Here is a 20270-nt window from a genome sequence, read left to right on the forward strand (position 1 = left end):
AATCGCGGCTTGGCAGCGCACCCTTCCAAGGTTTATGTAGGCGCCGGGGGAAGCGATCGAAAACGCCTGTCCTCGATAAGACGAACTCGTCTCTCCGGGGCGATCCGAGGCGGGCCGAAAATAAGGACCTAAATCCCGTGAAACGCCCAAGCATTGCGCTGCTCGCAGCAGCTTTCATTACAATTTTCGCGTTGCCCGCGGCGGCCCAGGACAATGTCGTCGCCCGCGTCAACGGCCAAGACATCACCGAGCAGGATCTCGACTTCGCGGCCGCCGAGGTTGGCGGTCAGCTTTCCAGCTTTCCGGAGAACGAACGCCGCCGGATGCTGGTGCAGTTCGTGATCGAGAACGAGCTGATGGCCACGGCGGCCGAAGAGGCGAAGCTCGACGAAGCGGACGATTTCGACGAGCGGCTGGACTATCACCGCCGCCGCGCGCTGCGTGACGCCTATTACGACGAGAAGGTCGAAGGCGCGATTTCGGAGAAGGTCGCCCAGACCATCTACGAAGAGCAGTCGAAGAAGATGAAAGAGGAGAAGGAGATCCGCGCCCGCCACATCCTCGTGCCGACCAAGGAAGAGGCCGAGGAGGTGAAGAAGGAGCTTCAGGACGGCGCCGATTTCGCCGAGCTCGCCCGGGAGAAGTCGCGGGATCCGAGCGCCGAGGACGGCGATCTGGGCTTCTTCGGCAAGGGTCAGATGGTGAAGCCGTTCGAGACCGCGGTCTTCAAACTTAAGAAAGGCGAACTTTCCGATCCGGTGGAGACTCAGTTCGGCTGGCACATCATCGAGGTCACCGACGAGCGTGCTCGCCAGGTGCCGGAATTCGACGATGTGAAGGAAGCCATCATGGGCAAGCTGCTGCAGAGCAAGGTGCAGAGCTCGCTGCGTGAGCTTCAGACCGAGGCCAAGATTGAGATCCTCGACGAAGACATCAAGAAAGCCATGCAGGATGCGGCCATTCGCGGCGAGGTGCCGCCTGGCGCCATGGGCGGACAGGATGTCGGTGCCGAGGATATCGAGGCTGAGCATTAGGCCGATGAAGTTCAGCAGGGCGGGAGCGCGTTAGAGCGTGACAAAGATTTCGCCGTTTGCGCCTGCCGCCCTGCCTGTGCTTCCGCCTATCGAAGGCGTGAAGCTGGCGAGTTGCGAGGCCGGGATCCGCTACAAGGGCCGGACCGATCTGCTGCTCGCGACTTTCGATCCCGGCACCACGGTGGCCGGTGTTCTCACCCAATCGAAGACCTCGTCGGCGCCGGTCGAATGGTGCCGCGCCCATCTCGCCCACGGTATGGCCCGGGCGCTGGTGGTGAATTCCGGCACGTCCAACGCCTTCACCGGCAAGCTGGGCGAGGCGGCGGTCAAGGCGACCGCACACGGCACGGCGGAGGCCCTGGGCTGTCTGCCGGCGGATGTCTATCTCGCGTCTACGGGCGTGATCGGCGAGCCCTTGAAGGCAGAGCGGATCACCGATCGGCTGCCCGAGCTGACCGCATCTTGCGAGCCGGAAGGCTTCGAAGGTGCTGCGCGCGCCATCATGACCACGGATACCTTTCCGAAGCTGGCAACCCGGGAAGCGGAGATCGACGGGGTCACGGTGACCCTGAACGGTATCGCCAAGGGGGCGGGCATGATCGCGCCGGATATGGCGACCATGCTGGCCTTCCTTTTCACCGATGCGGCCATCGAGCCCAAGGTGCTGCAAAGCCTGCTTAAGCCCGCGGCCGACCGGAGCTTCAATTCGGTGACCGTCGACGGCGATACGTCGACCAGCGACACGCTTCTTCTGTTCGCGACCGGGACCGCGACCAAGCGCGGGGCGCCGCGGATCGGACTTGCCGACGATGACCGGCTGGGGAGCTTCCGGGACGCGCTGGAGGATCTCTGCCTCGATCTGGCGCTCCAGGTCATCAAGGATGGGGAAGGGCTTACAAAGGTCGCCGAGATCCGTGTGGCCGGGGCGGAAGACGATACGGCAGCCAAGGTGATCGCGAATTCGATTGCGAACTCGCCTCTGGTGAAGACGGCCCTTGCGGGCGAAGATCCCAACTGGGGCCGCATCGTCATGGCGGTCGGCAAGGCAGGCGAGCGGGCCGACCGGGATCGGCTGGCCATAAGCTTCGGCGATATTCTGGTGGCCGAGAATGGCCAGGTGGCGGACAGCTATCGCGAAGAAGACGGGGCTGGCTACATGAAGCAGGCCGAGCTCGTCATCTCTGTCGATGTCGGCGTGGGAGAGGGAACGGCGCGGGTTTGGACATGCGACCTCACGAAAGAGTACATCGCGATCAACGCCGACTATCGCTCATAAGGCGAAATACGCCTTGTTAAGCAAATTCTGCGAGCATGAATAAAGATTTGAAGGAAGATTCGTCACATCAGATCTTGCTGGTGACGGCGTGTGTTCTTCTCAAACGTGACGGAACGGTTCTGATCGCGAAGCGGCCTGAGGGGCGCCCGCTGGCCGGCCTTTGGGAGTTTCCCGGGGGCAAGGTGGATGCGGGGGAAGTGCCGGAAGCCGCCTTGTTGAGAGAACTCGAAGAGGAACTCGGAATTCGGGTGGCTGAGCAGGATATCGAGCCCTTGACGTTCGTGAGCCATGCTTACGAGACCTTCCACCTCTTGATGCCGGTCTATCTCTGCCGGCGGTGGGAAGGCGAAGCGCAGGCTCTCGAGGGGCAGGATCTGGCATGGGTGTGGCCGGAGACCCTTTCGGACTATGCGATGCCGCCAGCCGATGAGCCGCTGAAGACGAGGCTGCGCGGTCTGCTGGACCGCTCGTTAGGACAGGGCACATGAGTGCACGGGGTTTGCGGGACAGAATCTGGAGCGTTTGTTGTCGTTTCGCTTCTGCCGATGACGGAGCGACTGCTGTCGAGTATGGAGCGTTGATGCTCATCGCGATCGCGATCATCAGCGCTTTCTCCTTCTTCACGCCTGCCCTGGTGGGTGTCTATGAGGCCGTGGTTGAAGCTCTCATAGCGGTGCTGGCGTAAGCACCATTCATTTCGGCTATTTCCGTTTTAGCTTTCCTCGCTTGGACTGTGGAAGCCGGCCTTTTCGCCAGCCGGCTTTTCTTCCGTCTGCAGCGCATCTGATAGCCGCTGCTTGGCGCTGCCCGGCTTGAGCGGCTTCTGCTGTGTCGGTGCTGGCGCCCATCCGCTCAGATAGATGATCTCGAAGCTGGCCTTGATGCGGCCATCGGGCAGCGAGAAGCGTTCCCGATAGATGTTCTCCGCGCGGCGCAAGGTGCGGCGCAGGAGGGGTGTGCGGCGCCGCTCGTTCAAGACGTTCGCCGCGCCCATGCCACGGATCTCGTTCAGGAGATCGGCGAGGCTTTCATAGCTCACGGTCAGGGTCTCTGTGTCTGTGACGGGAAGTGCGAACCCGGCCCGCTGGAGAAGCGCGCCTGCCTCCCGGATATCGGGGAAGGGCGCGATGCGCGGGCTGGCGCCGCCTTGTTCTTCCGCCTCGGCGACGATCAGCACCTCCCGCAATTCCTCCAGGCTCCGCGTTCCCAGCAGGCTCGCCATGACCAGTCCGTCCGGCTTTAGGGCGCGGCGGATCTGGATAAGGGCGCCGGGGAGGTCGTTGACGTGGTGGAGGGCGAGGCCCGAAACGACAAGATCGAGGCTGTCGTCGGCGAATGGCAGCCGCTCCTCGTCGCACACGACCGCCGGCCGGGGACAGGCGCGGGCGAGCTTCTCGCTCAGCTCCCCGTAAATCACCTGACCGATCTTCGGATTGTCCGCAATTCCGCGGCCGTGGCGTCCCTGATGGGCGCCCAGATCGAGGGCGAGCGGGAAGTCGTGCAGGATAGCCTGGAGCCGGCCGGCGATCTCTTCGGCGCTATGGGCGAAGAGGAAGTCGTGGCGGGCGTGAACGCCTGCATGCCGGTCGCGCCGTTGGCGCAGAAGACCGCGGTCGAACAGGCGGGCCGGATCGCTCATGGTGCCGGATCCCTCATGGAGTTTGCCTCACTGGCTGGTGCGCCAGATAAGCGCAGAGTGCTTGGTCGTCTGAAGCGGCGGATATAGCATCCTCGCCAGTCATGAGTGATGTATCGGCAGATGAGGGGCGGGTCGCACCGCGATCGGCGCCGTGGCCGGCAAGCGGCGGCCTCACCGCGCCGTTTCGCGCCGTCTTCGACGCGGTGGCCGATCTCCTGTTGCCGCCGGTCTGCATTGGCTGCCGTACCTCCATCGACCGCCACGGCCAGCTCTGCGGGGCCTGCTGGTCGAAAATCGATTTCATCACGTCTCCCATCTGCGACCGGCTCGGCATTCCGCTTCCCTTCGAGACGGGCGAGGTGATGCTGTCCGCCGCCGCCATGGCCGATCCGCCGGCCTATGACCGGGCAAGAGCCGCGGCCTGCTATACGACGACCATGCGGGAACTGATCCAAAGCTTCAAATATCGGGATCGGCAGGAAGGGCTGCCACTGTTCGGACGATGGCTCGCCCAGGCCGGTTCCGACATCCTCGCCGATGCGGATCTGCTGATACCCGTGCCCCTCCACCGCTCCAAGCTCTGGTCGCGGCGGTTCAATCAATCGGCCCTGCTGACGAGCGAGGTAGCGCGTCTTTCCGGTGTGCCGGCCGAGGTCACGCTTCTGAAGCGGACCAGGAAGACCATGAGTCAGGTGGGCTTAAGCGCCGATCAGCGCCGCCGGAACGTTTCCGGGGCATTCGGCGTTGACGCCAAACGCACGGAATCTTTGAAAGGGGCGTCCGTCGTGGTCGTCGACGACGTGATTACCACCGGTGCTACGATCGAAGCCTGTGCAAGGGTTTTGCGGAAGGCAGGCGCGGCCAGGGTCGACGCCCTGGCGCTAGCGAGGGCGGTCGAGCCGACGGCTTGGGCGCTCTAACGTATGGCGCTTTAACTTCATATTGCCTTCTTCGAGATGAGACTGATCGCAGCTGATGCAGGCTGATTTGGCCAACCAAGCAGAAAACCGATGAGGGACCAGGGTATGGCGCGTATTACCCTCTATACGACGCAGCTTTGCGGCTATTGCCGCGCGGCAAAGCAGCTTCTGATGAGCAAGGGGCTGGATTTCGAGGAAATCCCGGTGGATTGGGATCCGGATCTGCGCGAGCAGATGACGGAGCGGGCCGGCGGACAGCGTACGGTGCCGCAGATCTTCATCAACGAGCGTCACGTGGGCGGGTATCAAGACCTCGCCACCTTGGACCGCGACGGCAAGCTTGAGGACTGGCTCGACGCCGAGCCGGAACAGGCGTCCGTCTTTGCCGAGGATTCGGCGAAGGTATGAGCGGCGAGACCCCGGAGCGTTTCCGGGCCGCTCTGGTTCAGCTGCGCTGTGGGCGCAGCATTCCTCCAAATCTTGAAATGGCCGAGCGGCTGATCCGACAAGCGGCGGATCAGGGCGCGGTCTATATCCAGACGCCTGAGAATACGGCGCTGATGGAGCTCGACCGGCCGTTGGCGCTCGCGCAGGCTTCCGAAGAGGAGGCTAGCGAGGCCGTCGCCCGCATGCGAGGGCTCGCCAAGGAGCTCGGTGTCTGGCTGCATGTCGGATCCATCGCGATCAAGGTGGCGGCGGACAAGCTCGCCAACCGGTCCTTCCTGATCGCGCCGTCAGGCGAGATCGCCGCGCGCTACGACAAGATGCATATGTTCGACGTGGACCTGCCCAACGGCGAGGTCTACCGGGAATCGGAGGCCTACCGACCGGGCTCCAAGGCTGTTCTGGCCTCGCTGCCCTGGGGCAAGCTGGGGCTTTCCATCTGCTACGATCTGCGGTTCCCGGCGCTCTATCGCGCGCTGGCACAAGCCGGGGCGTCGTTCCTGGCCATTCCGTCCGCCTTCACGCGAGAGACGGGCCGGGCCCACTGGCGCACCCTGGTTCGGGCGCGAGCCATCGAGACCGGCTGTTTCGTCTTTGCCGCGACCCAGGGCGGGTTTCACGAGATGGGCCGCTGGACCTACGGCCACAGCCTGATCGTTTCACCCTGGGGGGATGTTTTGGCCGAGGCCGGAGAGGCGCCGCAGATTCTGATCGCCGATATCGATCCATCGCTTGTGGTCCATGCCCGCGCGGCCGTTCCGTCGCTGTCCGGCGGCAAGGATTTCGAGGTGGAGATTGCCGGCGAAGCGCGGGGGCCTGCCGATAGCTAATCGGATCAGGCGCGCTTGGTGGCGGTCGCGAAGTAGTTCACATCCGTGTCCGGGTTCAGCCGCCACTCGTCGGTGAGCGGATTGTAGATCAGCCCCGTCTCATTGGTGGGCGTAAGGCCGGCAGCCCGGAAGGCGCCTGTCAGCTCTCCGGGGGTGACGAAGCGGTCCCATTGATGGGTGCCGGCGGGGACCCAGCGCAGGATGTATTCCGCGGCCACGATGGCGAGCGCATAGGATTTCATGGTTCGGTTGATGGTTGAGAAGATCACCGCGCCGCCGGGCTTCGCCAGCCCCGCAACGGTATCGACGAAGGCCTGCACGTTGTCGACATGCTCCACGACCTCGAGTGCGAGAACGGCGTCGAACTGCTCACCGCGGGCGAGCAGCTCTTCGGCGGTGGTGGCCTCGTAAAGGATATCGAGGCCGGCGCCGCTTGCATGGGTGCGGGCGACCGCGACGGTCTCATGGGCCGGGTCGATGCCGGTCACGGTGGCGCCCAGGCGGGTCAGAGGCTCACAGATGAGACCGCCGCCGCAGCCGATATCGAGAATGCGCAAGCCATCCAGGCTCCGCGCCGTGTTTGGGTCGCGTCCGAAGATCTCGCAGAGCCGATCCCGTAGATAGCCGAGGCGCACCGGATTGATGCGGTGGAGGGGCTTGAAGGGACCGTCCGGATCCCACCATTCCTCGGCCAGCTCGGCGAAGCGGCGGACCTCTTCTTCGTTGAGGCTGGAGCGGCTGCCGGCGGTTTCTGTGTGCTGCGAGGCCATAAGCCATTGGCCGTCGGCCCCGGCCATCTGTCAAGCGGCCACCCCCTTAGGGCGCAAAAGACGCTTAACCTGGGCGTACGGCTTCGGTTGCGGGGCAAACCGTCAATCAGTATGAAGACGACCAGTCTATGGACATCATTCGGGCCGGCCCGTGAGGGGCCGGCCCTTTCATTGCTTGGGGCGAGCGGATGAAACGCGCCGCTCGGGAGGGGCTATGGCCCTGCTAGTGCTCAAATTCGGCGGCACGTCGGTCGCCGATATCGACAAGATCCGGAATGCCGCCCGCCACGTGAAGCGGGAGATCGACGCCGGCCATAAATGCGCGGTGGTGGTTTCGGCCATGGCCGGGCAGACGAACCAGCTGATCGCCTGGGTCGAGGAGGCCGCGCGTGCTCAAGAGGCCGGGTCGAATGGAAACGGCAACAGCGAGTCCCGCGGCTACGATGCCTGCGAATACGACGCCGTGGTGTCGTCCGGCGAGCAGGTGACGGCTGGGCTTCTGGCGCTGGTCCTCCAGTCGCTGGGGGTGCGGGCGCGATCCTGGCAGGGCTGGCAGATTCCGCTCAAGACCGATCCGGTGCACGCGAAAGCGCGGATCACCGGGATCGAAGGCGCGGCACTCAAGGGCCAAGTCCTTGACGGCGAGGTCGCCGTCGTGGCGGGCTTCCAGGGCATCGCGCCGGACGCCCGCATCGCTACGCTGGGACGGGGCGGATCCGACACTTCGGCGGTGGCGCTTGCCGCGGCGCTCGATGCGGATCGTTGCGACATCTATACGGATGTGGACGGCGTCTACACGACCGATCCCCGCATCGTGCCCCAGGCGCAGCGGATGGACCGGATTTCCTACGAAGAAATGCTAGAAATGGCCTCGCAAGGGGCGAAGGTTCTGCAGACGCGCTCGGTGGAGCTGGCGATGCAGCGCAGCGTGCCGGTCCTGGTCCGGTCGAGCTTCGCGGAAGCCGATCTGGATGCAGATACCGATCTTGCGGAGCTGGGCACGCTGGTGTGCGAGGAGGATGAGATCGTGGAGCAGAAAGTCGTCAGCGGTATCGCGTATGCGCCGGATGAGGCGAAGGTGACCCTGATCAAGGTGGCCGACAAGCCGGGCGTCGCGGCGCGGGTGTTCGGTCCCCTCGCCGAGGCGAACATCAATGTCGACATGATCGTCCAGAACGTCTCCGAGGACGGCCGCTACACGGACCTCACGTTTACAGTGCAGAGCGCCGACTTGGACCGAGCCCTCGACGTGCTACGCTCGGAGAAGGACGAGATCGGCTACGGCGATCTCGACGGCGCGACGAATGTCGCCAAGGTTTCCGCGATCGGCGTCGGCATGCGCAGCCATGCCGGCGTGGCCGCACGGATGTTTAACGCGCTTTCCGAAAAGGGCATCAACATCCAGGCGATTTCCACCTCGGAAATCAAGATCAGCATTTTGATCGATGCCGCCTATGCTGAGCTGGCGGTACGGACCTTGCACACGCTATTCGATCTAGACAGCCGCTAGCTCCGCACCGCGCGGCGTGTCGATCTTGCTAGGATGATGTCGCGGGCGCAGGCGCGCCGGCGAGGAATGTTGCTATGGTCCTTTCAGTGAGCGCACCAAGACAGCTGCTGCGTCGCCTCCGCGAGGTGATGGCGGAGCATGAGAGCGCGCAGGCACGGCTCGACAAGGTGGTGGTGCTGATCGCCTCCAACATGGTGGCCGAGGTGTGCTCGCTCTATTTGCGCCGGCGGGACGATTCGCTTGAGCTGGTCGCGACGGAAGGTCTGGAAGAGCGCGCCGTCCACAGCACCCATCTGAAACGTGGCGAAGGTTTGGTCGGTCTGATCGCGCAAGAGGCGGAAGCGATGCAGTTTCCGGATGCCCAGAGCCATCCGGCCTACTCGTACCGCCCGGAAACCGGCGAAGAAATCTATCACTCCTTTGTCGGCGTGCCGATCCTGCGGGGCGGCCACGCTATCGGCGTCTTGACCGTGCAGAACCGCACCCATCGGCAATACACCGATGAGGAGGTAGAGGCGCTTCAGACCACGGCGATGGTCCTGGCTGAAATGCTGGCCTCGAGCGGCATGCTGACGAACGACGATGTCGGGGCCGGGGAGCGGGACGATGCGCTGCGCTACGGGGTGCTGCCGCTTTCGGAAGGGGTGGCGCTCGGCCATGTGGTGCTGCACGAGCCGCCGGTTCTGGTGACCAAGCTGATCGCCGAGGATGTGGAGCTGGAGCAGCGGCGTCTGGACCAGGCGATCGACGACCTCACCGGCATGATCGACGCCATGCTGGAGCGGGGCGACATGGCGCGCGCGGGCGAGCATCGCGAGGTGCTGGAAGCGTTCCGCATGTTTGCCGCCGACCGCGGCTGGCGCCGCCGGCTGGAGGAAGCGCTGCACACGGGTCTGACGGCCGAAGCGGCAGTGCAGCGCGTGCGGAACGACACGCGGGCGCGCATGCTTCGCCAGACCGATGCCCATTCCCGCGACCGGCTGCACGATATCGACGATCTCTCGAACCGGCTGCTGCGGCTGCTCTCCGGCGGGACGGGCACGGCCGCCTCCGGCAACCTGCCCCACGATACGATTCTCATCGCCCGCAATATGGGGCCGGCCGAGCTCCTGGATTACGACCGGGAGAAGCTGCGCGGCCTCGTCTTGGTCGAAGGCGGGTCGGGCAGCCATGTTGCGATCGTCGCCCGCGCATTGGGCATTGCGGCGGTCAGCCAGGCAAAAGGCATTCTGGAATCCGTCGAGGCGGGGGATGCTGCCATCGTCGATGCGGATGGCGGCGAGCTGCATATCCGCCCGACCCAGGAGGTCGTTCAGGCTTATTCGGACAAGGTGCGCTTCCGCGCCCGCAGGCAGGCGCAGTACGCAGCCTTGCGCTCGGTGCCTGCGGTCACGCTGGACGAGGTGAAGATCTCCCTCAACATCAATGCGGGGCTGCTGTTCGATCTGCCGCATCTGGAAGAATCGGGCGCCGACGGGATCGGCCTGTTCCGCACCGAGCTTCAGTTCATGATCTCCTCGACCTTCCCGCGGCTCGATCAGCAGACGCGGATGTACAAGGCGATCTTTGATGCCGCTGGCGGCAAGCCCGTTGTCTTCCGGACCCTCGATGTGGGGGGTGACAAAGTGCTCCCCTATTTTCAGGCGGTGAAGGAAGAAAATCCGGCGTTGGGCTGGCGCGCCATCCGCATGGCGCTCGACCGGCCGGCCCTGTTCCGCACCCAGATCCGGGCGTTGCTGCGCGGTGCGGCGGGGCGCGAGTTGCGCATTCTGCTTCCCATGATCGCCGATGTCGCCGAGCTCACCGAGGCGAAGGCGCTGATCCACAAGGAACTCGGGATACTGAAGCGTCACGGAAAGCAGGAGCCGTCGAAGCTCCTGATCGGCGCCATGGTTGAGGTCCCGGCGCTGCTCTGGCAGCTCGATGAGGTGATGCCGCTGGTGGATTTCGTGTCCGTCGGCAGCAACGATCTTCTACAGTTCATGTTCGCCGCCGACCGGTCCAACGAGAAGGTCGCCGGGCGCTTCGACAATCTCAACAAGGCGGCTTTGCGGGCCTTGCGCTTCATCGTTCTGGCGGGCAAACGCCACGACGTGCCGATCACTCTTTGCGGCGAGATGGCGGGCCGGCCGCTCGAAGCCATGGCGCTGATCGGGCTCGGATTCCGGTCCATCTCCATGGCACCGGCGTCAGTCGGACCGGTGAAGGCAATGATTCTTTCCCTCGATGTCGGCGAGACGGCTGAGAAGCTCCTAACCTTGTTGGACGAAGATTCTGGGGACTTAAGGGACCAATTGAAGGCTTTTGCAGTTGAAAAGGGTGTGCAGGTTTAGTGCGAGGCAGCGGTAACCTGTGCTTAGTTGACGGGGAGAGAGGCAAAACCCCCGGCGTACAGCGGTTGCAAAAGCCGGGTCGATAGGTTTGTGTTAATGAAACTACGCAGGATTTGGGATCGGTTGCCTTCGGCTGCTCGGGACGCGTTGCGCTCCGACGAGGCCGGATTTGGGCGATCCCGTTGGGCCACGCCTGCATATTCACGGGATTCGCGAAATGCCCGCCGGGTTTGATGCGGAGGTGGCAGAGCTGTTTCGAGATCTCCGTCTCGCCAGCAATCTCGACGAGGCGCAGCTCGCAAATCGGCTCTCCACACAGGTTGAGGTCGTCCAGGCCCTTGAGCAGGGGACGCTTTACGCGTTGCCGCCCTGGCCGGAGACGTCGCGTGTCGTCTCGGGCTATGGCGAGCTTCTGAATCTCGACGTGCAGCCGCTGCTGCGGCGCGTTTACGCTCAGGTCGAGGCTGGTGTGATCCCGGAGGAGATGCCGCCGGAAAATCCGCCGCCGCTCGATTTCTCCGAAAACAATCCTTACGCGCCGGAGCCCCCGGTGGACGAGGAGCCGATGGCTTCAGGTCCGCCGGCGGGGCAGCCGAGCAACGGGCTCTATCCCGATTCGCCGTCGCCTTACGACGAGCCCGCGCAGGGTGGTTACGGGCAGCCGGAAGGCCCGCCGCCACAGCAGCCGAATTTCGGCCCTGGCGGCGCACCCCAAAGAGGTGCGCCGCCGCAAGGTGGCCCTCGGCCGCAAATGCCGCCAGGTCAGCGCCCGCCGCAAGGAATGCCTGGCCAACAAGGGATGCCCGGCCAGCCCGGTGCGCCGCGTCCGCCGGGACCGGGAGGTCCGCCTCCGGGGCAGCGGCCGCAGCAGGGTGGACGCCCCAGCGGGCCGCCGCCGCAATATCGCCCGCAGCAGCCGCCTCCTGGCGCGCCCCAGGGCCGGCCCCAGCCGGGTGGCCAATTCCGTCCTCCGCCGGGGCAGCAGCCACCGCCTCCGGGCGGTCAGCCGATGCGGCCCCCGCCGGGGCAGGCCGCGCCACCGCCCCCTCCGCCGCAGGATGCCGTCTATCCGGAGCCGGAATACGCGGCTGAGTCCGAGGCGGCGATGCCGGGCAAGGACGAGAAGAAGAGCAGCCGCCTGAAGAAGGCGATCGCGATGATCGTCATTGTGCTGGCAGCCATCTTCGTTCTATGGCTTCTGTTCAGCCAGGTCGGTTCGCTGTTCGGGACCGGTGGCGCACCGCAGCAGGATGCCGGTCAGAGCACCGGGACCGTTGGGGAAGCGCCCGCACCGGACGAGCCGATGGATCCGAACGATCCGCAGAGCCGCAAGAGCGACCGCCTGCCTGTGCCAGACATGCCGCAATAGCCAGGCTTCGCTGCCAGGCCTTGATTTAGAGCCTTCTTCTTGACCGCGATCCAATCCGATAAGCTCGACAAGCTCGTCTCCCGCTGGGAGGACGTGCAGAATACGCTCGCCACCGGGCCTGACCAGGAAACCTTCGTGCGCCTGTCGCGAGAGTTCGCCGAGATCGACCCCATCGTGGCGACGATCAAGGAGATGCGCGCGGCCGAGAGCGAGTACGAAGGGCTGAAGCAGCTCCTCGACGATCCCTCTTCGGACAAGGAGATGATCGAGCTCGCCGAGGCCGAGAAGGAAGAGCTCGAGGAGAAGATCGACACGCTTGAGCACAAGCTGAAGCTGCAGCTCCTGCCGAAGGATGCAGCCGACGAGAAGGACGCGATCCTGGAAGTGCGCGCCGGCACGGGCGGCGACGAGGCGGCGCTGTTCGCCGGCGATCTGTTCCGCATGTATCAGCGCTACGCCGACAAGAAGGGCTGGAAGATCAACATCCTTTCGGCAAGCGAATCGGCGACCGGCGGCTACAAGGAAATCATCGCCAGCATCTCGGGCAAGGGCGTGTTCGCCCATTTGAAATTCGAATCCGGTGTGCATCGGGTGCAGCGTGTGCCGGAGACGGAGACCCAAGGCCGGATCCATACTTCAGCGGCGACGGTGGCCGTGCTTCCCGAGGCCGAAGAGGTCGATGTGGCGATCGAGGACAAGGATCTGCGGATCGACGTGTTCCGGGCGAGCGGCCCGGGCGGCCAGTCGGTGAACACCACCGACAGCGCGGTGCGGATCACCCATATCCCGACCGGCATCGTGGTGATCCAGCAGGACGAGAAGTCCCAGCACAAGAACAAGGCGAAGGCCATGAAGGTGCTGCGCTCGCGGCTCTACGATGCTGAGCGGATGCGCCAGGAATCGGAGCGTGCGGCCGACCGCAAGAGCCAGATCGGCTCGGGCGACCGGTCCCAGCGGATCCGGACCTACAACTTCCCGCAAGGCCGGGTGACCGATCACCGGATCAACCTCACCCTGCACAAGCTGGAGCTGGTGCTCGCCGGCGAAGGGCTGGACGAGATCGTGGATGCCCTGACCACCGAGCATCAGGCTGATCTCTTGGCGGAGATGCAGGATCAGGTGGCGGCGGGCACCGAACCGGACGCCGTCAATGGCTAAGCCGCCGTTTCAGGGGGCGACGTTTCGGGAAGCGGTTCCGGCTGCCGCGAGGCGGCTTGAAGCGAGCGGTGTCGAGACCGCGATGCTCGATGCGCGGCTTCTGCTGTTTGCCAGCGCGAATATCGGCCCGGAGGACTATATCCGGGACCCCAACCACAGTTTGATCGATACCGCCGCTGAGCGCTTCGCCGACTTCGTCACGCGCCGGGAAGCCGGGGCGCCGGTCTCGCGGATTCTCGGCTCTCGCGAGTTCTACGGCCGCTCCTTCTCCTTAAGCGAAGGGACCCTCGATCCCAGGCCCGACACGGAGACGCTGATCGAGGCGGTGATCAAGAGCCCGCTTGCGAAGGGTGCTCCGCGCATTCTCGATCTCGGGGTGGGGAGCGGTGCGATCTTGCTGACCTTGCTGGCCGAGATCGACGGCGCGACAGGTGTCGGGATTGACCGCAGCGAAGATGCGATCAAGACGGCCTGCGAGAATGCGCAGGCGCTAGGCTTGGGCGATCGGGCGGCGTTCTGCTGCGGTGATTGGCTGGCCCCGATCGACGGGCTTGCCTCCGATGATGGTCTTGTCTCCGATGATGGTCTTGCCTTCGATATCGTAGTGGCGAACCCGCCCTATATCGCGAGCGATGAGATCGCCGCGTTGGCGGTGGAGGTGCGAGAACACGATCCGGTTCTTGCGCTCGACGGCGGCGCGGACGGGCTCGCTGCCTACCGGGAAATCCTCTCGGCGATCCCAAGGATTCTCGCGCCAGGCGGGGCACTTTTCTTCGAGATCGGCGAGACCCAAGCCGAATCGGTGGCCGCGCTCATGCGCGACGCCGGATTGGAGCTGGAGGAGGGCGTGTGGCTGTCGCGCGACCTCGCCGGAAGACCCCGCTGTTTGGCCGGAAAACGCCAGGTGCGGCGGTCGGGCGCAGTGTCGGGACGAGGCAAAAAAGAGCTTGGAACTGCAGCGGCTTCGGGCTAGGTTTCTACCAATGGATGAACACTCTCAGCTGCAGCGCGACGCGCTCGCTGATTGTAGTGGCAACGAGCGGAAATCTTCTGAACTCCTAAAACTTAGATCCGGGGCCGCCAGCCTCTGGCGGGACGTTTAGAAGATGCTCGACCGCCCTTCTTAGAACGGGGACTCAGGTCTCTATGGGGCTTTGTGCCTCAGAAGTTGGGTTGCCGCACGGGACGGCTCCACAGTCTCGGTTCCCTGCCTTTCGATGGGCATGAAGGAACCAAGCGTATTGCCGCCACCTTGCTGGATTGCCGCTGTTCGTTCGGCCTTCCGCCGCGGTTTTAGATCGACGGGATGAGCAGCGCTCTATCCGTCACGAAGGGGTCCATCGAGTAAGGGCTCACTCTGAATAAAGCTTAGGACCGGGAGCCAACCGGTTCGAAGAGTTTGGGGAAGGAGGCGGCGATGCGCCGCCCAGTAACCAATAAAGGGAGCTGATGAGGCAAGGACAACAGAACAGGCGAGGTCGCGGCCGCGGTCGCAAATCCCAGAATCCGCTCGCACGGAACTACGAGTCCAACGGTCCGGATGTGAAGATCCGCGGCACCGCTGCCCATATCGCGGAAAAGTACATGTCGCTCGCTCGCGATGCGCTGTCGTCCGGCGATTCGGTAGGTGCCGAGAGCTATCTCCAGCACGCCGAGCACTACAACCGGATCATCATGGCAGCCCAGAACGCCCAGCCTCAGCAGGGCAATCAGGGCAACCAGCCCAACGACGGTGCCAACGGCAACAATTATCGTGGCAAGTCCGACGACGACGACGACTCCTATGACGATGATAGGGGCTCCGACGATAACAGGGGCTCTGACAATCAAGGGTCGGACAACAGGCGCTCTGATAACGAGGAGCGCGCCGCGTCTTCGCGGAACGACAAGCCGCGCCGCAATTCCAAGCGGAACGACGACGGTTCGCGTGGCAACGGTGCCGACAAAGCTGCGGCCCGCAACGCCTCGCATGACGATGATGGCGGCCGTGACGACAAGCCTTCCGCCACGAAGCCGCGGGAAGAGGGCGCTTCGGAAGAAGCCGTCAACTAGGCCGGGCTGCCCGTCCGACTTCGTTCTTCTGCCTTCAGCCTATCGGCTGCCGTGCGAGCCCCATCGCGCGGCAGCTCCCGGCCTCGCCTTCCGCACCCCGTCTTTCCCTCGCTGTCTTCCCTTTGGGGCCGCGCAGAAGGGCCTTTGTGCCGGGCTGAGACAGGGTCTTAGGAGCTTCGTTACCGCATGCTCCTCTTTTGTCTCGCCAATCCCTCCCTATATCCTGCGTTAATAAAACACAGTTATCAGCGTATCTGAGCTCGTTTCAGAAGCCGTGGCGGGGCTGATCCTGCCTGCGCGGCGATGAGGTTGATTTCGCTCCTTGAGAGCCGAATTCGCCTAGCAAGGGCCAGATCCGCCTATAGGGATTCATTATGGATATTGAAAAATTTTCCGACCGTCTGAAGGGTTTCCTCCAGTCCGCACAAACCGTTGCTGTCCGCGAAGGCCATCAGCAGATCACGCCTGAGCATCTTCTGAAGGTGCTGCTCGACGATCCCGAAGGGCTCGCCAGCGGCCTGATCACGCGGGCCGGCGGCAATGCGAAGGAAGCGCTGGAGCGGACCGATACGGCGCTTTCGAAGCTGCCGAAGGTGTCCGGCCAAAACGCGCAGACCTACATGGCCACCGCCACCGCGAAGGTGCTGGACGAGGCGGAGCAGCTCGCGACCAAGGCCGGCGACAGCTTCGTGACCGTGGAGCGGCTGCTCCAGGCGCTGTCCCAGGCGAAGGATACCGAGGCAGAGAAGATTCTCTCCGGTTGCGGAATTACGCCGGCGACCTTGCGCGCCGCGATCGACGATCTGCGCAAAGGGCGCACGGCCGATTCGGCTGGCGCCGAACAGGCCTACGATGCGCTGAAGCGCTACACCCAGGATTTCACGGAAGCTGCCTCCAAGGGCAAGCTCGACCCGGTGATCGGGCGCGACGAGGAGATCCGCCGCACGATTCAGGTGCTGTCGCGCCGGACCAAGAACAATCCGGTGCTGATCGGCGAGCCGGGCGTCGGCAAGACGGCCATCGTCGAAGGGCTGGCCCGCCGGATCGTTGAAGGCGACGTGCCGGAGAGCCTGAAGGACAAGAAGGTGATGGCGCTCGACATGGGCTCGCTCATCGCCGGTGCGAAATATCGCGGCGAGTTCGAAGAGCGTCTGAAGGCCGTGCTGTCGGAGATCCAGGCCGCGGAAGGCAGCATCATCCTGTTCATCGACGAGATGCACACGCTTGTCGGCGCGGGCAAGAGCGACGGGGCGATGGACGCCTCTAACCTGCTCAAGCCGGCGCTGGCCCGCGGCGAGCTTCACTGCGTGGGCGCGACGACCCTGGACGAGTATCGCAAGCATGTTGAGAAGGACGCAGCGCTCGCCCGCCGCTTCCAGCCGGTCTTCGTGGCCGAGCCGACGGTGGAGGACACGATCTCCATCCTGCGCGGGCTGAAGGAGAAGTATGAGCTGCATCACGGCGTGCGGATTTCCGATGCCGCGCTGGTGACGGCCGCCACGCTCTCCAATCGCTACATCACCGACCGATTCCTGCCCGATAAGGCCATCGATCTTGTGGACGAGGCTGCTTCTCGCTTGCGTATGCAGGTGGATTCCAAGCCGGAGGCTCTCGATGAGCTCGACCGGCGGATCATTCAGCTCAAGATCGAACGCGAGGCTCTGAAGAAGGAAACCGACGACGCCTCCAAGGACCGGCTGGAGAAGCTGGAGAAGGAGCTCGGCAATTTGGAGGAAGAGGCTTCGACCGTCGGCCAGAAATGGCTGAAGGAGAAAGAGAAGCTGCAGGGCGCCCAGAAGCTCAAAGAAGAGCTGGATGCTGCGCGCATCGAGCTGGAGCAGGCTCAGCGCGGCGGCGACCTTCAGAAGGCGGGCGAGCTGGCCTACGGCAAGATCCCCGAGTTGGAAGCGAAGCTGAAAGAGGTCGAAGAGACCGAGGCCGAAGGCGGCGTGATGGCCCAGGAGGTCGTCACCCCCGACGCTGTGGCCCAAGTCGTGTCGCGCTGGACCGGCGTTCCGGTCGACCGGATGCTGGAAGGTGAGCGCGAGAAGCTGCTCCAGATGGAGACCGGGCTCGCCAAGCGTGTGGTCGGTCAGGAAGAGGCCGTGCGGGCGGTGGCCACGGCGGTGCGCCGGGCGCGCGCCGGTCTGCAGGATCCCAACCGGCCCATCGGCTCGTTCATCTTCTTAGGTCCCACGGGCGTCGGCAAGACGGAGCTATCCCGCGCGCTGGCCGAGTTCCTGTTCGATGACGAAAGCGCGATCCTGCGCATCGACATGAGCGAATATATGGAGAAGCATTCCGTCGCCCGGCTGATCGGCGCGCCTCCGGGCTATGTCGGCTACGAGGAGGGCGGGGCGCTCACTGAGGCTGTCCGCCGCCGGCCTTACCAGGTGATCCTGTTCGACGAGATCGAGAAGGCCCATCAGGACGTCTTCAACGTGCTGCTTCAGGTGCTCGACGACGGACGCCTGACAGACGGGCAGGGCCGCACGGTCGATTTCCGCAACACGCTGATCATCATGACCTCGAATCTCGGCGCGGAGTATCTGGTGAACCAGCCCGAGGGCGAGGATTCCGATCAGGTCAACGACCAGGTGATGGATGTGGTGCGGGCCCATTTCCGGCCCGAGTTCCTGAACCGGGTGGACGAGATCATCCTGTTCCACCGGCTGAAGCGGAATCAGATGCGCGCCATCGTCGATATCCAGATGCTGCGTCTGCAGAAGCTGCTGGCCGACCGGAAGATCACCCTGGAGCTCGACGACGACGCCAAGGAATGGCTCGGCAATAAGGGCTACGACCCGGCCTACGGTGCCCGGCCCCTGAAGCGCGTGATCCAGAAATATGTGCAGGATCCAATGGCCGAGCTGCTGCTGGAAGGCAAGCTGCATGACGGCGAGACGGTCGACGTCTCGGTCCGCGACGGCGAGCTGGTGTTCAACGGCGAGACGGTCCGCGCGGCTGCTTAGGGCTAGGCCACACTCACGAAGTTAGAAGGCCGTCATTGCCGAGCACCGGCGATGGCGGTCTTTTCGTTTCAGCTTCGATTGTTACGGATTGACGTCGGCGACGCGGGTGGTGATCGGGTCGATCTGCATCAGGTTGTCGATGCGGGTGCGCTCTTTCTGGAATTCGGCGAGCTGGCGGCCGGTGAGCTGAAGGCCGCGGGGGACCTGGATGGTCATGGGGTCCACGAAGTCGTTGTTTACGAGCACCTCAAAGTGACAGTGGGGCCCGGTGGAGCGGCCGGTGGAGCCCACGAAGCCGATGACCTGGCCCTGCTTCACATGCACGCCCGTATGCATGCCGTCGGCGAATTTCGACATATGGCCGTAGGCGGTGTCGAAGCCGTTGGAATGGCTGATGCGGACATAGTTGCCGTAGGCGCCGTTGCGGCCGACCGACTGGACGGTGCCGTCGCCGGCGGCGACGATCGGGGTGCCGCGGGGTGCGGCCCAGTCGACGCCGGTATGCATGCGGGTGCCGCCGAGCAGCGGGTGACGGCGATAGCCGTAGCCTGAGGTGTAACGCCCGCCGCGGACCGGATTGCGCATCAAGAACTTCTTCGCGCTGTTGCCAGACGTATCGTAGTAGTCGACCACGCCGTCAGGGGTGCGGAAGCGATAGAAGATGCGGGTCTCGTTGCGCACCGTCATGGAGGTGTAGAGTAGCTCGCCGCCGGCCTGATCGTTTTCGCCCGCGCCATCGGGAAGGTCGAAGAAGGCCTCGAACGTGTCGCCGGGGCGGACCTTCTGCTTGAAATCGACATCGTAGGAGTGGATGCGCAGCAGCCGGCGGATGGCGTTCGCCGGAATGTCCTGCTCGCGGGCCGCCTCGTAGAAGGCCTTGTAGAGGGTGACCTTGCTCGGGTCGGCTTCCTCTTCCTGCTCCTTCTTCATGGCCTCGATGGCGGCGATATCGACCGCCTGATCGGAGGCGAGATAGTCGCCGTCCATGCTGCGGGCCACGGTGGCGAGATGCTCGTCGTCGGCGCTGAAGACGCTGACCCGGACGGCGTCCATGGCGCCGGTGTCGCTCGGGGTCGGCACGAGGGTGAAGCGGATCTCCTGCTTCGGCTGAAGAGTGTCGGGCGAGAAGACCGGCTTCATGGCGGCGATGATGGCGCTCGCCTGAGACATGTCGGCGCCGGCCTTTTTGATAATGGCGAGCAGGCTGTCCCCGCTCTTCACCTCGATGGCCTTCACCTCGGTGCCCGGAAGCAGCTTCGGCTTCCCGTCGTCCTCGTCCTCCACCACCTTGTTGATGATGGTCAGGTTCTGATCTGCCAGAGAGGTAACCGGCTGATTGGGACGGTAGGAGGCCTTCTGGACGGGCAGATCGTCGGCGGCGTCTGCAGTCTTCTCCGACGCGTCGATGGAGCGCTCTGCGTAGGCGAAGTTCTCAGCCGCTTCTGCGACGAGGCTCAGAACTTCGTCCGGGCCGAGCTCGAGGCCGTCATTGGACAAGGAGTCCATGGGGAGGTTCACGACCTTGGAGGTGAAGCGCTTCTGGTTCTCGGCGTCACCATCGCCCCCGATGGGGGTGTTGTCGGAATAGAGCTTGAAGGGATTAAAGGGCGGAATGTCTTCGGGGTGGGCGGGCTGTTCGGTGGAGAGTCCTACGACCAGCCGTACATAAGGCTTGATGGTGATGAACTCGCGGGAGCCCTGACGCTGCACCACGGTCTCATGAATGAGCTGGCGGCTGGCAAAGCCGGCGGAGTTGGTCTCGATCCGGTCGCCCTTGAGCGCCGTGGGGCTCTGGTCCGAATCGTGGGCGATGCTGGCCGTCTCCATCGGGCGCAGCGCAGCCAGGCTGGCGCGCTTGATGGAATCCATCATGCCCGTGCCGTCCTCCATGCTCATGGAGGCGTAGACGGCGATGCCGATAAGACAAAGGCCGACGGTGCCGGCGAGACAGGTGCTGGCCATC

At 64.2% G+C, this 20270-nt stretch carries 16 protein-coding genes (1 of these 16 cut by a window edge); 13 read left to right on the plus strand and 3 right to left on the minus strand.

Annotated features, from left to right (window positions below; genetic code table 11):
* Nucleotides 1-137 precede the first annotated feature (137 nt).
* The 3 genes from ACFQ2F_RS03650 to mutT are packed head-to-tail and all read left to right on the plus strand — an operon-like array spanning nucleotide 138 to nucleotide 2798.
* Nucleotides 138-1034 (plus strand): foldase protein PrsA, encoded by an 897-nt coding sequence (locus tag ACFQ2F_RS03650; protein WP_379085842.1) that lies wholly within the window; start codon nucleotides 138-140, stop codon nucleotides 1032-1034.
* A 37-nt stretch (nucleotides 1035-1071) separates the two neighbouring features.
* Complete coding sequence (argJ, locus tag ACFQ2F_RS03655; protein ID WP_379085845.1) at nucleotides 1072-2310, plus strand: bifunctional glutamate N-acetyltransferase/amino-acid acetyltransferase ArgJ; 1239 nt, start codon at nucleotides 1072-1074, stop codon at nucleotides 2308-2310.
* A gap of 35 nt (nucleotides 2311-2345) precedes the next feature.
* A complete protein-coding gene (gene mutT / locus ACFQ2F_RS03660; protein ID WP_379085848.1) occupies nucleotides 2346-2798 on the plus strand; it encodes an 8-oxo-dGTP diphosphatase MutT in 453 nt (150 codons plus the stop codon).
* A gap of 224 nt (nucleotides 2799-3022) precedes the next feature.
* On the opposite strand, the gene ACFQ2F_RS03665 is transcribed toward mutT, so the two are convergent.
* Nucleotides 3023-3949 carry a methyltransferase domain-containing protein gene (locus ACFQ2F_RS03665; protein WP_379085851.1) on the minus strand — a complete coding sequence of 309 codons (927 nt, stop codon included), beginning with the start codon at nucleotides 3947-3949 and terminating at the stop codon, nucleotides 3023-3025.
* Between the two features lie 101 nt (nucleotides 3950-4050).
* Between ACFQ2F_RS03665 and ACFQ2F_RS03670 the strand changes: the two genes are divergently transcribed.
* From ACFQ2F_RS03670 to ACFQ2F_RS03680, 3 genes are all read left to right on the plus strand, one after another.
* On the plus strand, nucleotides 4051-4869 hold the full coding sequence (locus ACFQ2F_RS03670) for a ComF family protein (RefSeq protein ID WP_379085853.1): 819 nt from the start codon (nucleotides 4051-4053) through the stop codon (nucleotides 4867-4869).
* Between the two features lie 105 nt (nucleotides 4870-4974).
* Complete coding sequence (grxC, locus tag ACFQ2F_RS03675; protein WP_379085856.1) at nucleotides 4975-5277, plus strand: glutaredoxin 3; 303 nt, start codon at nucleotides 4975-4977, stop codon at nucleotides 5275-5277.
* A complete protein-coding gene (locus ACFQ2F_RS03680; protein ID WP_379085859.1) occupies nucleotides 5274-6143 on the plus strand; it encodes a carbon-nitrogen hydrolase family protein in 870 nt (289 codons plus the stop codon). Before grxC ends, ACFQ2F_RS03680 begins: the two co-directional genes overlap by 4 nt.
* 5 nt (nucleotides 6144-6148) lie before the next feature.
* Here the strand turns inward: ACFQ2F_RS03680 and ubiG are convergent, their stop codons facing one another.
* Entirely contained in the window at nucleotides 6149-6940 is a 792-nt protein-coding gene (ubiG, locus tag ACFQ2F_RS03685; RefSeq protein ID WP_379085862.1) for a bifunctional 2-polyprenyl-6-hydroxyphenol methylase/3-demethylubiquinol 3-O-methyltransferase UbiG, read from the minus strand.
* Between the two features lie 187 nt (nucleotides 6941-7127).
* Between ubiG and ACFQ2F_RS03690 the strand changes: the two genes are divergently transcribed.
* The 7 genes from ACFQ2F_RS03690 (at nucleotide 7128) to clpB (ending at nucleotide 18307) form a co-directional block, all read left to right on the plus strand.
* Nucleotides 7128-8423 carry an aspartate kinase gene (locus ACFQ2F_RS03690; protein WP_379085865.1) on the plus strand — a complete coding sequence of 432 codons (1296 nt, stop codon included), beginning with the start codon at nucleotides 7128-7130 and terminating at the stop codon, nucleotides 8421-8423.
* 74 nt (nucleotides 8424-8497) lie between these two features.
* Nucleotides 8498-10756 carry a phosphoenolpyruvate--protein phosphotransferase gene (gene ptsP / locus ACFQ2F_RS03695; RefSeq protein ID WP_379085868.1) on the plus strand — a complete coding sequence of 753 codons (2259 nt, stop codon included), beginning with the start codon at nucleotides 8498-8500 and terminating at the stop codon, nucleotides 10754-10756.
* Nucleotides 10757-10973: 217 nt separating this feature from the next.
* Nucleotides 10974-12125, plus strand: a complete 1152-nt coding sequence (locus ACFQ2F_RS03700; RefSeq protein ID WP_379085871.1) for a hypothetical protein — start codon at nucleotides 10974-10976, stop codon at nucleotides 12123-12125.
* 39 nt (nucleotides 12126-12164) lie between these two features.
* On the plus strand, nucleotides 12165-13283 hold the full coding sequence (prfA, locus tag ACFQ2F_RS03705; RefSeq protein ID WP_379085874.1) for a peptide chain release factor 1: 1119 nt from the start codon (nucleotides 12165-12167) through the stop codon (nucleotides 13281-13283).
* Nucleotides 13276-14256 carry a peptide chain release factor N(5)-glutamine methyltransferase gene (gene prmC / locus ACFQ2F_RS03710; RefSeq protein ID WP_379085877.1) on the plus strand — a complete coding sequence of 327 codons (981 nt, stop codon included), beginning with the start codon at nucleotides 13276-13278 and terminating at the stop codon, nucleotides 14254-14256. Before prfA ends, prmC begins: the two co-directional genes overlap by 8 nt.
* A gap of 476 nt (nucleotides 14257-14732) precedes the next feature.
* A complete protein-coding gene (locus ACFQ2F_RS03715) occupies nucleotides 14733-15335 on the plus strand; it encodes a DUF4167 domain-containing protein (RefSeq protein WP_379085879.1) in 603 nt (200 codons plus the stop codon).
* A gap of 374 nt (nucleotides 15336-15709) precedes the next feature.
* Nucleotides 15710-18307 (plus strand): ATP-dependent chaperone ClpB, encoded by a 2598-nt coding sequence (gene clpB, locus ACFQ2F_RS03720; RefSeq protein ID WP_379085882.1) that lies wholly within the window; start codon nucleotides 15710-15712, stop codon nucleotides 18305-18307.
* 81 nt (nucleotides 18308-18388) lie between these two features.
* Here the strand turns inward: clpB and ACFQ2F_RS03725 are convergent, their stop codons facing one another.
* Nucleotides 18389-20270: the 3' portion of a M23 family metallopeptidase gene (locus ACFQ2F_RS03725; protein WP_379085885.1), read on the minus strand. Its footprint extends 179 nt past the window's final position; 1882 of the gene's 2061 nt are visible here — the last part of the coding sequence; its start codon lies off the right edge, out of view; its stop codon occupies nucleotides 18389-18391.

The sequence above is a fragment of the Methyloligella solikamskensis genome (genome assembly GCF_042676065.1).
GTDB lineage: Bacteria > Pseudomonadota > Alphaproteobacteria > Rhizobiales > Methyloligellaceae > Methyloligella > Methyloligella solikamskensis.